Origin of the sequence: Dickeya sp. Secpp 1600, from assembly GCF_003049805.1 — a bacterium.
GTDB classification, from domain to species: Bacteria; Pseudomonadota; Gammaproteobacteria; order Enterobacterales; family Enterobacteriaceae; genus Dickeya; species Dickeya fangzhongdai.
Map to the genome: position 1 here is coordinate 991,913 of NZ_CP023484.1, position 12,858 is coordinate 1,004,770.

Genomic DNA, 12,858 nt, shown 5'->3' on the forward strand with positions numbered 1-12,858 from the left:
TTACTCTTGCGTCAGGGCAATGTTCTTCGGTGAATCGCGACTTTTCATCGGCACCACCTCCGTTCAGGGGAATTAACATCATTTCGAGTAAGGGTCAATTCGCTACGGTTTGTTGTCCTGAGGGATTAGCGATTTTTCGTTCCTGCATGCCTATAACGCTATCCTTAGCATCAAAATAAATTAAGTAATCAAGAAACGGTAAATACCCAGAATTAATAAATGGTGTGTCATACACCCTGTTAAGCGATTTAAAAGAAATCAATGCCGGATTGTAGTGCAATAATTCCTTTGATTCTTTTCCTGGATTTTGGGCTGAAGTGAATTTTAAGACCACTTTTTGATCGTCTCTATCGCCATCAAATAGACTCAGTTTTACTAAAGTGCCCGGTGACATCACATGGTTCTTAACATTGCGTTCAAAAATAAAAACATGCGGATCGCCGCTATCTAGCACAGTTGGAAGGCATAGGATCTGCGTAGCGTTGCCACTATCAAGGCAAGCGGGAACAGACCCGTTTTTATCTACTTTGATTCGAGTAAACCCTTTTAATTCTGCCATTGATGGGTTGAGAATAAGTGCTCCTTGCTCTTCTCCAGGGCGCGGAAGTTGCACAATCCACCCCTTAAAGCCCGCGGCTCTTAAAGGATTGGGTATCAATCGATCATGTGAATAGAGCCGAATACCCATGATGCCACCAAATTCTTGGCTACTACGGCCGTCAATGCCTTGTGCAAATGGGGTGGAAGGGGCAAGCTTGGCTACCGTGCAATTCGGCACCTGCGCACTACATCTTAGTTGATCGACAACTTGAATCGGTATGGTTCCAAGTTGATGTTCACCTGCGGTAATGCGCTCATTTGAAACACTACCGTGTAATTCGTTGCCGCTCTCATAGCTGTAAACAATAGTTCGGCCAAACTGATTTCTATGGGGTACTACCGTAGATATAGCCCGGAGCCCGATAGAACCTGTATCAAGGATAACATTAGTTTCCGGTCCATCTCCAATCCGCAGCCGGACATAGTAAAAACGATTTCCTGCTACTACCTTAGACATCACGGGAAGAGATATTCTTGATGCCACCGCTATAGCATCAGTACTGCGCGAGATAGCTACCGGCTTGTTTGCTTTATTATTTACTAGATTTGTGCAGCCCGATATTAATATAAGGATGAATATTTTTATTAGTAATTTCAAGATGGTTTTCTCCTATCGAAAAATCATTATCAAGAAGAAGTTATTGCGTAATTTATTAAAAATCGGATAGGTGGATGATGGTTTGTTTTATAAACGATAATGAAACGCATATAATAACATATTGATGATATCATTGTTTTTCTATTAGATGAGATTGAATTACTTTAATAAAGGTAAAATTTGTTTCAATGAGGTTACTATTTCTAATAGCCAAATCATTAGATGTATTTACCTTATTTTTGAAGTTCGAGGTGGATCGTGCGGTAGCCATATACGCAACCGGACTCAAGCCAAAACTGCTTAATTAGCCCCGTCAGTAAATTGCTTTAGTTTCTTCTGGAGCCGTCGAATCTCAGCCTGAGCATCTGACTGAACGTTATTGGTGGAAGAGCCCGAGCCGTACTTCTTTACCCAGGCGTAAAGGCTATGGGTGGTGATATGAAGGCGTGTTGCCACGCTATAAACAGAATGGCCGAGACCAACAACCTGTTTCAGCGCTCCGATTTTAAACTCTTCGGGATAACGTTTACCGCTCATAGGCACCTCTTTTTTTAAGTCATTTCAAATGACTTTGAGGTGTCTGTAAACCGTGGCGATGTATTAGGCTACCCCGATAAGCTTGATGTTACTTTGCCAAATCAAGCCCCAGTCGATATGGCCAAACGGTTTGACCGTCCAATGCCTAAGCTGGCTGCTACAGTTATGGCACCATAAACAAAAGCACTCAGCGCGACGATCTTGAAAAGCGATGACAAGTCAGCATCAAACTGTGTAACAGCCAGCCATCCCACCAAAGCCGCGATAGCCATGCGTGCGGTTCCGGCTAATACGGGCCAGAGCACGCGTTTCGCACCTTGACCGGCGAAATAGAGTGCCATGCCGATGCCTATAGCGCCATAGAACGGCGCTACGTTCTGTAGGTAGCGGGTTCCCGCCGTCACGATGGGCTGATCTGCGCTAAAAAGAGTGAGCCAGAGGTGTGGATAGGCCGCCACGCCAAGTCCGATTAGCTCCGTAAACGTAAACGCGACGGCTGCGCCAACCCAGGCAATGCGTTGCGCGCGTCGCACTTGCTTCGCTCCAAGATTGACGCCGACCATGGTCATGATGGCCGTACCAAGACCAAACAGCAGAGGGATTTGTAGATAATCCAGCCTTGAGGCGATGCCATACCCGGCAATAGCATCAGGTCCAAACCGACCTACTGCGGCGGTCACTACGGCAACGGTCAAATTGATTTGCACGGTACCGATAGCGGATAGCAGACCAACGCCAAGAATATCCTTGAACAACCGTGAGCGCAGCGGCGCCGTTGATAGCCTGATAACGCTTTTAGCTGACCGCATGTGCTTTACCAGCAATAGGGTGGCGAAGAGGTAATAGACCAGAATCGCCATACCAGCCCCGGCGACGCCAAATGATGGTATTGGCCCCCACCCTAAAATCAAGGCTGGTGACAAAGGCAGTAGGATCGCGGCCCCCAACAGGGTGATACGTGCAGGAGTCTTAGTATCGCCCGCTCCACGTAGCGCGGCTGACAACAACGCAACCACCCAGATCAGCGGCGCCCCTGCAAAGACAACGCTCGAATAGGTAACCGCCGCCGCAAGCGCTGGCCCTTTAACGCCCATCAAGTGATACAAGGTATCACCGCCAATGAGGACAAGGGCGGCAAAGGCGGCTCCCATAACACCAGCAATAATAACGCCATGCCACACCAGCGCCTGAGCATCCTGCCATTGACCCGCGCCGGATGCCCGCGCCACCGCCGATGATAATCCGCCGCCAATGCCGCCGTTCGCCATCATTTGCATCAGCATCAGCACGGGAAATACAACAGCCACCCCGGCCAGAACATCAGCTCCAAGCGAACTCACGAAGTAGGTTTCTATCACGCCTACCAGCGTCTGCACCACCATAACCGCAACCGTCGGCAACGCCAGACGAAGCATGACCGGCAGGATGGGGCCGGCCAGCATATCCGTGGTCAATTGTCTTGCGGTCGGCTCATGGCTTCGGTTTACGTTCGGTAATAACTTAGTCATCATTCAGGCCCGACACTCAGTGTTATGTATAAAATTTAAACGCCGTTATGGCCGCGCTGACTGGGCGCGACCGTTCCCGTTTCACCGGGTTGCCAGCCGCCGCCGAGCGCTTTGAAAGCCGCTACCGCCGCGCGTGCGGATTCGGTTTGTGCCTGTAGTTGCGCATCGGAAGCCCGCAGCATATTTTCGTCGGCTTGCAGCACCTCTATCAGGCTAAGGGTGCCATGCTGATAAGCCGTAAACGCGGCATCCCGCGCCCGGCTCAATGAGTCAACTCCTCGCATAAGCACCCGGGCTTGCTCTTCATGGTTAACCAGCGCCGAGAAGGCGTTTTCCACATCTTCAGCGGCCCGTAGTACCGCCAGCCGATAGGCTGCCAGCATCTCGGCTTCCTGGCCTTTGGCCTGGTTGATCTGTGCGTTGATGCGGCCAAAGTCGAATAGCCGCCAGCGCAGGCCTATCACACCGGACGATTGGCTGGCGCCACCGGTAAACAGGTTGCCGCTGGATACCGTCGTCGTGCTGCCAAGCAGCCCACTCAGGGAAAATTTGGGGTAATATTCGGCAACGGCGACGCCAATACGCGCGTTGGATGCGGCTAAGCGACGTTCAGCCACGATCAGGTCTGGCCGGCGCCGAAGCAGCTCGCCCGGCGATCCGGTCGCGGCGATTTGCGGAGCGGCTGGAATGGATCCCGCGTCAGCCAGCGCTGCCCGGTGCGTACCGGGTACAGAACCCAGCATCACATCCAGTGCGTTCATGGCTGCATCCAGCGCCGTTTGTAAAACGGGTACCGATGCCTGCACCTGCGCCAGTACGCCTTCGGTTTGCCTCACCTGAAGTTCCGCCGCCAGCCCCTGGTCATACAAGCGATTAACGGTCGAGAGCAGTTCCTGTTCCGTCTGTACTTGCCGACGGGCAACGTTCAGACGAGCCTGCAATCCACGAATGGTGATGTAGATGTCGGCGGTCTGCGCGGCTACCGCCAGACGCGTTGCTACCGCCCCCGCTTCAGATGCCTGATACTCAGCGAGTGCGGTTTCTCGTCCACGGCGCAAACCGCCGAACACATCCAGTTCCCAACTGGCGCCGAGATTGGCCTCGTAAGCATTGCCGTAGCGGTCAAAATCAGGTGTCGAATTCAATACTTTCCCCAACGGGGTTTCGACAGACTGGTAAGCTCTGCTCGCCTGACCGGAAATATTGCCGGAAGGCAGTAGTGCGGCATTCGCCGCACCAAGACCGGCACGAGCCTGCAGCACCCGTGCGGATGCCTGCGCGAGATCGAGATTCTGTTCCAGCGCGAGGGTGACAAATCGAGTCAATTGCGGATCGCCGAATCCCTCCCACCATGTAAGAAGCGCAGCACGGGTGGCAGCATGTCGTTGATTGACTGCCGCCTGACCAAGGTATTTTTCCTGCATTGGCGTATCGGGCCGGTTGTAATCAGGGCCGACGGCGCAACCGGCTAACAGACCAGCCACGGTAAGTACGATAAAAGGAGGCTTGGGTAACATATTTTTCCCATGTAGGCACAGTGCTGAATTGTGACCATATTACAAAATAGTCACTCGTTGTCAACGGGTAGGTCAGGGGGGTAAACTGCCCCCTATGTATTACGTCAGGGGTAAATTGCAGACCATGAGTAAAGAAAACCCTTATCCCGTTTCGAACCGGGGCCCGGCTGACCATGATGTTCGAGATCAAATAGTTAGCGCAGCGACCGAACACTTCAGCCGGTATGGCTATGAAAAGACCACCGTTTCTGACCTCGCCAAAGCCATCGGTTTTTCCAAGGCCTATATTTATAAGTTCTTCTCATCTAAGCAGGTGATTGGTGAGATGATTTGCGCCAACTGCCTGCGAGAGATCGAAGCTGAAGTGCGGGCTGCTGTTGAGGAAGCCGGGCGGCCGCCGGAGAAGTTGCGGCGGATGTTTAAGGCCATCGTTGAAGCGAGCCTTCGTTTGTTCTTCAAGGATCGAAAGCTTTATGAAATTGCAGCTTCGGCCGCAACCGAACGCTGGCAGGCAGCGCGCGCCTATGAGGAACGCATCCAGATATTACTGCAGGACATCTTGCAGGAAGGTCGGAAGAGCGGGGATTTTGAACGCAAGACCCCTCTTGATGAAACGACAGCAGCGATTTATCTCGTCATGCGACCTTACCTTAATCCACTGATTTTGCAGCATAGTTTTGACCACACCGATGAGGCGCCGGCGCAATTGTCCAGCCTGATACTCCGCAGCTTATCGCCATAGTACAGCGGTTACGATGCCATTAAGTGACTGTTGACTAAATTGGTCACATGATTAAAGATGAGTCTCCTGATTAATCAGCCAAGGGGACTCTACTATGGCTCGTCGCCGCTTCCTTTCATTTGCAGTCATCTGCACATTGCCGCTCGCCCTGGCCGCTTGCGGTGAAAAAGCACCATCCGATCCACGTACTGAAGCACCGCTGGTGCGCGCCGCAATCGTCCGGGGAGCGGGGATTGAATCACGATCTTTCACGGGGACTGTGGCTGCCCGGATAGAGAGTGAGCTGGGATTTCGTGTCTCCGGCAAAGTGCTGGAGCGGCTGGTGGATACGGGGCAAGCGGTCAAACGTGGTCAGCCGCTCATGCGTCTTGACCCTGTCGATCTGGATCTCGCCGCGCGTGCGCAGCAGGAGGCGGTAGCCGCCGCCCGTGCGCGAGCGCTGCAAACTGCCGAAGATGAAGCCCGTTATCGCGGCCTGCGCGGAACCGGGGCGATATCGGCATCAGCCTATGACCAGATGAAAGCGGCGGCAGATGCGGCCAAAGCCCAGCTCAGTGCGGCACAAGCGCAGGCCGACGTTGCCCGCAATGCCAGCCGCTATGCCGTCCTGATCGCCGATGGTGATGGCATCGTCATGGACACGCTGGCCGAGCCGGGCCAGGTGGTCAATGCCGGGCAGACTGTGGTTCGCCTGGCTCAGGCTGGGCAGCGTGAAGCGGTTATTCAGTTACCGGAAACGTTGCGCCCCACGCTCGGATCAACCGGGCTGGCGACACGTTTCGGCAAAGCAGTCAACGGCAGTCCGGCCACCCTGCGACAACTCTCCAACACGGCAGACAAGCTGACGCGCACATTCGAAGCGCGCTATGTACTGCAAGGTGAACTGGCCGACGCCCCGTTGGGAACAACGGTTACGATCCAGGTACCAGAAGAACAGGCCTCCACACAAGATAGCTTGCAGGTGCCGATAGGTTCCTTATTTGACGCCGGCAAAGGGCCGGGCGTATGGGTCATTCGTGGTGAACCGGCGACGGTAACCTGGCGTCCGGTAGCCGTCCAGCACATGGGGGACGACGACATCCGACTCACTGGGCAGATACAGCAGGGTGAACGGATAGTTGCGCTCGGCGCACATCTGCTGCGCGAAGGTGAAGCGGTGCGGGTCGCTGAGGTTGCCGCTACGACTGTTGCTGGAGGTCGCCCGTGAGCGAAAGCCGTTTCAACCTGTCGGCGTTCGCTGTACGCGAACGCGCCATCACCCTGTTCCTGATTCTGTTGATCTCGCTGGCGGGGGGGATCTCCTTCTTCAAACTGGGCCGTGCCGAAGACCCGGCATTTACGATCAAGGTGATGACGATCATCACGGCCTGGCCCGGCGCTACCGCACAGGAGATGCAGGATCAGGTCGCTGAAAAGATCGAGAAGCGCATGCAGGAACTGCGCTGGTATGACCGTACCGAGACGTACACCCGCCCCGGTCTTGCCTTCACCACGCTGACATTGCAGGACCGCACGCCGCCGTCCGACGTGCAGGAAGAGTTCTATCAGGCCCGTAAAAAGGTCGGTGACGAGGTGCGTAACCTGCCGCCCGGCGTAGTTGGGCCGTTTGTGAACGACGAGTATTCCGATGTGACGTTCGCCCTGTTTGCACTCAAGGCGAAAGGCGAACCACAGCGGCTGTTGGTGCGCGACGCGGAGACGCTGCGCCAGCGGCTGCTGCATGTTCCCGGCGTAAAAAAGGTCAATATTATCGGCGAGCAATCGGAACGCATCTATGTTGAGTTCTCGCATGAGCGGCTTGCAACGCTGGGAGTCAGCCCGCAGGCCGTGTTCGCCGCGCTCAATAACCAGAACGCCCTGACCCCTGCTGGTTCCATTGAGACCAACGGTCCGGAGGTGTTTATTCGTCTGGACGGCGCGTTCGATGAATTACGGAAAATCCGTGATACGCCGGTGGTGACGCAAGGTCGAACCCTGAAACTGTCGGATATCGCCACCGTCAAGCGTGGCTATGAAGACCCGGCTACCTTCATGGTGCGCAGCGGAGGCGAACCGGCCCTGCTGCTCGGCATCATCATGCGCGACGGCTGGAACGGGCTCGATCTGGGCAAGGCGCTGGATGGCGAGGTCAAAACGATCAACGCTGGCTTACCTTTAGGCATGAGCCTGACCAAAGTGACCGATCAGGCGGTAAACATCAGCTCTGCGGTCGATGAGTTCATGATGAAATTCTTCGCCGCACTGCTGGTGGTGATGCTGGTGAGTTTCCTCAGCATGGGCTGGCGTGTGGGTGTTGTGGTTGCTGCCGCCGTGCCGTTGACGCTGGCTGTGGTGTTTGTGGTGATGCTGGCGACAGGCAAGAACTTCGACCGCATCACCCTGGGCTCGCTGATTCTGGCGCTGGGACTGTTGGTGGATGACGCCATCATCGCTATTGAAATGATGGTGGTGAAGATGGAAGAAGGCTACAGTCGCATCGCCGCTTCTGCTTATGCCTGGAGCCATACCGCGGCACCCATGCTCTCCGGCACGCTGGTCACGGCCGTCGGCTTCATGCCGAATGGTTTCGCCCGATCTACTGCGGGTGAGTACACCAGCAACATGTTCTGGATCGTCGGCATCGCGCTCATTGCCTCATGGGTGGTCGCGGTGGTGTTCACGCCTTATCTCGGCGTCAAACTACTGCCCGATTTCAGGAAGGTCGAAGGCGGCCATGAGGCACTCTACGATACGCCGCGCTATAACCGTTTCCGTCAACTGCTGGGACGCGTCATCACCCGCAAGTGGCTGGTTGCCGGTTCAGTCGTAGGCCTGTTCACCCTGGCCATACTCGGTATGTCTGTGGTCAAGAAACAGTTCTTCCCGATCTCTGATCGTCCGGAAGTGTTGGTCGAGGTACAGATGCCTTACGGCACGGCGATCACCCAAACCAGCGCCAGCGCGGCGAAAGTGGAAGCCTGGCTGGCCAAACAAAAGGAGGCCAGGATCGTCACCACCTACATCGGCCAGGGAGCGCCACGCTTCTATTTCTCAATGGGACCTGAGTTACCTGATCCGTCGTTTGCCAAAATTGTGGTGCGCACCGACAACCAGAATGAACGCGAAGCGTTGAAATACCGGCTGCGTCAGGCTATCGCCGATGGCCTGGCCCCTGAGGCCCGCTTACGCGTCACTCAATTGGTATTCGGGCCCTATTCACCGTTCCCGGTGGCTTATCGGGTTACGGGGCCGAATCCTGACCAATTACGCCACATCGCCGCTGAGGTGCAGCAGGTCATGGATGCCAGCCCGATGATGCGCACCGTCAACGCCGACTGGGGTACACGCACGCCTACGCTGCACTTCACCTTGCAGCAGGATCGATTGCAGGCTGTCGGGCTGACCTCCAGCGCGGTGGCGCAGCAACTGCAATTCTTGCTGACCGGCGTGCCTGTCACCTCGGTACGAGAGGATATCCGCACCGTGCAGGTTGTGGCGCGCTCGGCTGGAAATACCCGACTCGACCCGGCTCAAATTGGCGACTTCACGCTGGCTGGCGCTAACGGGCAGCGTATCCCGCTATCTCAAGTGGGCGCGGTTGATGTGCGTATGGAAGAGTCGATTATGCGTCGGCGCGACCGCATGCCGACCATCACCGTCCGGGGCGACATCGCCGACGGTTTACAGCCGCCGGATGTATCAACCGAGATAACCCGCCGGCTTCAGCCCATCATCGAAAAGCTGCCGAGTGGTTACCACATCATAGAAGCAGGGTCGATTGAAGAGTCAGGTAAGGCAACGGCTGCCATGTTGCCGATCTTCCCCATCATGCTGGCTATCACACTGCTCATCATCGTCTTACAGGTGCGCTCGCTCTCGGCGATGGTGATGGTGTTCCTGACCAGCCCGCTGGGGTTGATCGGCGTGGTGCCGACGCTGATCCTGTTCCAGCAACCATTCGGCATCAACGCACTGGTTGGTCTTATCGCGTTGTCGGGGATCCTGATGCGCAACACGCTGATACTGATTGGACAAATTCACCACAACGAACAGGCTGGTTTGGATCCGTTCCGTGCAGTCGTCGAAGCCACCGTGCAGCGGGCTCGACCGGTAATCCTGACGGCGCTGGCGGCAATTCTGGCGTTTATCCCGCTCACCCATTCGGTGTTCTGGGGAACGCTGGCCTACACGCTGATTGGCGGCACCCTGGCCGGAACGATCCTCACACTGGTGTTCCTGCCGGCCATGTATTCCATCTGGTTCAGGATCAAGGCGGTCCGTCACTAGTGATCCATAAATTCACTCCTATTATCCGATTTGAGAGGACTTGCTATGTCAAAACAAAAGGTTGTGGTGGTTACCGGGGTGTCATCAGGCATAGGACGTGCCGTAGCACAGAAATTTGCCAGCCAGGGCTGTGTCGTCTTCGGCACTGTGCGCAACATCAATACGGCGAATACCTTGCCCGGTGTGGAGCTTATCGACATGGATGTGCGTGACGATGACGCCGTACAGCGCGGCATTCAGTCTATCGTTGAGCGAACTCAACGCATTGACGTGCTTATCAATAACGCAGGAACGAGCTTAGTCGGCGCAGTGGAAGAGACGTCGATAGCGGAGGCCGCCGCGCTGTTCGATACCAACGTGTTCAGTCTGTTGCGCACGGTACAGGCGGTGTTGCCGCATATGCGGGCACAGGGTAGCGGGAGGATCGTCAATGTTAGTTCGGTGCTCGGTTTCCTCCCGGCGCCGTACATGGGGTTGTACTCCGCCTCCAAACACGCGGTGGAAGGACTTATGGAAAGTTTGGATCACGAAGTACGCCAGTTTGGTATCCGCGTCACGCTGGTGGAACCGTCCTTCACCCGAACCAATCTGGATATCAATGCGCCGCAGGCCAGCGCCAAAATCGACAGCTACGATCGCGAGCGGGGGCAGGCATCACAAGCCATCGTCAACAGTGTCAAAAGTGCTCCCGATCCTGAGGGGGTGGCAACCACGATTGTTGATGCGGCTCTGGGGCCGTGGCAGATGCGCCGTACCCCGGCGGGGCAAGCCTCTCTATTGCGCAAATTGCGTCGCTTTATGCCTGCCGGGCCTGTCGATGCCAGTTTACGCAAAACCTTCGGGCTCAGTTGAAAATCCAGTTAGTCCTCAACCCATCAGCACCTTAGGGAGATACGCCATGAGTACGGGAAACACGGTACGCATCGCCGTGACAGGAACAGGTGTTGTCGGGCCATTGGAGGAGGGGGGACCGAAACCGTTTGGTCCCGCCTGCTTTGCTGTCAAGAATCATGGCGTGACTCGTGTTTTCATAGATAGGTCAGAATGATGGGATGCATACGATAAAAAATGCCCAGTTCGTTCCTTCGGTTCATTCGTTTGCTGCGATGACGCTAAGGTACTGGCGTATTACTCATTGGCCTACGTGCTGTAGCAACGAATGCCGCTCCCGGACGCTTTCGCCGCAACATGCCCGATCCGATCCCGGTGGTGGTGCTGGGGCGTCTGGCGGTAGATACATCATTGTATGGTCAGGGCATTGGTCGGGCGCTGGTGCGCGATGCCGGGCTGCGGGTAATTCAGGTTGCTGAAACTATCGGCATTCGCGGGATGCTGGTCCATGCGTTGTCTGATGATGCGCGGGAATTTTATCTGCGAGTGGGGTTTGAGCCTTCACCGATAGACCCGATGATGCTGATGGTAACGTTGGGGGATTTGCTGGGGAGTTTATCAATTTGAAATTGATGTTGTGCTCGTGAATCATTAAAAATGAATGGTTTGTTTTAGTGGGATATTTGCACAGGCAACGGCCTGTTTCTCTCCATATTGAACATCTTTTAAACGTAGATTTGATATGTCGGCTTTGTATTTTTTGAGATAATCATAAATAATGTGATTTGTAATTTATGGATTATATTGATATTTTTGCTATCATTTTGAGATGTCGTCATGCTCGGTTTGAGATAACTACATATCATGGCTCAATTTAATCACTTTGAACTCTCGCTTCTGAACCCCAGTTTTGACTCCCCTTTAGTCGACGCGCTGACGGAACTGGAGTTACTCCGGCATCTGAGGCTGGAAACGGATGTTCACCCTATCCTGTTTGCGCAGTTGAAGGCCGTTTTCCACATGCTGGAAAGTCTGGGCTCTGCGAGGATTGAGGGAAACCACACCACGCTTGCCGATTATGTTGAAAGCAAAGTCGAAGGGACGCAAAGTTCGACGGATCAACTGAAAGAAATCAACAATATTGAAGCTGCGATGGAATTCATCGACGAGCATCTAAATAATGGTGATGACATAACGGAATATTTTATCCGCGAGCTACATAGTCTGGCGGTTGTCGGGTTGCAACAGGAAGGTGATAAAACTCCCGGTGCCTATCGACAACATAACGTCAGCATCGCTCAGTCTGACCATTTACCGCCGGATCACATCCGCGTTCCTGATTATATGGCAGAACTGACCGCCTTTATTAACCGTGCTGATAAACCAAAATATGATCTGATGAAGATTGCGCTGGTGCACCATCGCTTTGGCTGGATACACCCATTTGGCAACGGTAATGGCAGAACGGTCAGACTGCTGACCTATGCGTTATTGATCAAGTATGGTTTTAATGTTCAGGCAGGTGGCCGGGTTCTCAATCCGACAGCGGTATTTTGTAATGATCGCGAGCGTTATTACGCCATGCTTTCATTAGCGGATAAAGGAACTGAGCAGGGTTTAGAAGAATGGTGTTTGTATGTACTTTCGGGAATTTCATCTGAGTTGAAGAAAGTCGATCAACTGACAAACCATGCTTTTTTGAGTACAAAAATACTGTATCCGGCGCTCGACTTCTCATCTGAAAGAGGGCTGATAAACTCGCTGGAATCTAAAGTTCTGAAACGCGCCGTCGAGCTAGGGACGATAAAAGCGGGTGATCTCCGTACCGCTTTACCTGACCTAAAACCGGCGCAGGTGACTTATCAGCTCGGTAAGTTGATCGATCGGGGACTGCTCCAGCCAGTGGAAGAAGGCGCTCGTTCCTATACGGCGAAGTTTTCTAACTCATATCTGATTCGTGGGGTGATTAAGGTACTGCGTGAAGAAGGGTTTATTCCTGATTTGTGAAGTAGGCATTAATTGTAGAATTATTACTTTTAGATATCCGCGCTTCGCGGCAGACATCTTTTATGGTACGTCCTGCTTCGGTGGACTTCAAAACAGCGATGACCGGGTGTGCAATGAATCGAGCTTTACGCATAGCGATCTCCTCAGAGGGACATAATCAGTATGTCGGAAGATCGCTAAAAGTGAATGGTCCGGTTTAGTGGGATACTTACAATATATTAGATTTCGTTCGATGAATGGTATTGATGTCTT

At 53.9% G+C, this 12,858-nt stretch carries 9 protein-coding genes and 2 pseudogenes; 6 read left to right on the forward strand and 5 right to left on the reverse strand.

Going from position 1 to position 12,858, the window contains the following annotated elements:
• Nucleotides 1-94 precede the first annotated feature (94 nt).
• From CPA59_RS04540 to CPA59_RS04555, 4 genes and pseudogenes are all read right to left on the reverse strand, one after another.
• Nucleotides 95-1,198 (reverse strand): hypothetical protein, encoded by a 1,104-nt coding sequence (locus CPA59_RS04540; protein ID WP_255412264.1) that lies wholly within the window; start codon nucleotides 1,196-1,198, stop codon nucleotides 95-97.
• 236 nt (nucleotides 1,199-1,434) lie between these two features.
• Nucleotides 1,435-1,735 (reverse strand): annotated as a pseudogene (locus tag CPA59_RS04545) (transposase); the annotation flags it as partial.
• Between the two features lie 101 nt (nucleotides 1,736-1,836).
• Complete coding sequence (locus CPA59_RS04550; protein ID WP_049854437.1) at nucleotides 1,837-3,246, reverse strand: MATE family efflux transporter; 1,410 nt, start codon at nucleotides 3,244-3,246, stop codon at nucleotides 1,837-1,839.
• Nucleotides 3,247-3,278: 32 nt separating this feature from the next.
• Nucleotides 3,279-4,760: an efflux transporter outer membrane subunit gene (locus CPA59_RS04555; RefSeq protein WP_107758780.1), complete on the reverse strand. Its 1,482-nt coding sequence runs from the start codon at nucleotides 4,758-4,760 to the stop codon at nucleotides 3,279-3,281.
• Between the two features lie 124 nt (nucleotides 4,761-4,884).
• On the opposite strand from CPA59_RS04555, the gene CPA59_RS04560 reads away from it, so the two are divergent.
• From CPA59_RS04560 to CPA59_RS04585, 6 genes and pseudogenes are all read left to right on the forward strand, one after another.
• The gene (locus CPA59_RS04560) at nucleotides 4,885-5,502 is read left to right on the forward strand and encodes a TetR/AcrR family transcriptional regulator (protein ID WP_100850408.1); all 618 of its coding nucleotides are present in this window, start codon (nucleotides 4,885-4,887) and stop codon (nucleotides 5,500-5,502) included.
• A 94-nt stretch (nucleotides 5,503-5,596) separates the two neighbouring features.
• Entirely contained in the window at nucleotides 5,597-6,709 is a 1,113-nt protein-coding gene (locus CPA59_RS04565; RefSeq protein WP_107758781.1) for an efflux RND transporter periplasmic adaptor subunit, read from the forward strand.
• Complete coding sequence (locus CPA59_RS04570; RefSeq protein ID WP_107758782.1) at nucleotides 6,706-9,768, forward strand: efflux RND transporter permease subunit; 3,063 nt, start codon at nucleotides 6,706-6,708, stop codon at nucleotides 9,766-9,768. The genes CPA59_RS04565 and CPA59_RS04570 overlap by 4 nt, the downstream gene beginning before the upstream one ends.
• Before the next feature lie 45 nt (nucleotides 9,769-9,813).
• A complete protein-coding gene (locus CPA59_RS04575; RefSeq protein ID WP_107758783.1) occupies nucleotides 9,814-10,620 on the forward strand; it encodes an oxidoreductase in 807 nt (268 codons plus the stop codon).
• A gap of 238 nt (nucleotides 10,621-10,858) precedes the next feature.
• A pseudogene (locus CPA59_RS04580) lies at nucleotides 10,859-11,226 on the forward strand (GNAT family N-acetyltransferase); the annotation flags it as partial.
• A gap of 237 nt (nucleotides 11,227-11,463) precedes the next feature.
• A complete protein-coding gene (locus tag CPA59_RS04585) occupies nucleotides 11,464-12,606 on the forward strand; it encodes a Fic family protein (RefSeq protein WP_107758784.1) in 1,143 nt (380 codons plus the stop codon).
• Here the strand turns inward: CPA59_RS04585 and CPA59_RS22820 are convergent.
• The gene (locus tag CPA59_RS22820) at nucleotides 12,590-12,739 is read right to left on the reverse strand and encodes a transposase (protein ID WP_071605160.1); all 150 of its coding nucleotides are present in this window, start codon (nucleotides 12,737-12,739) and stop codon (nucleotides 12,590-12,592) included. The genes CPA59_RS04585 and CPA59_RS22820 overlap by 17 nt on opposite strands.
• Between the last annotated feature and the right edge of the window lie 119 nt (nucleotides 12,740-12,858).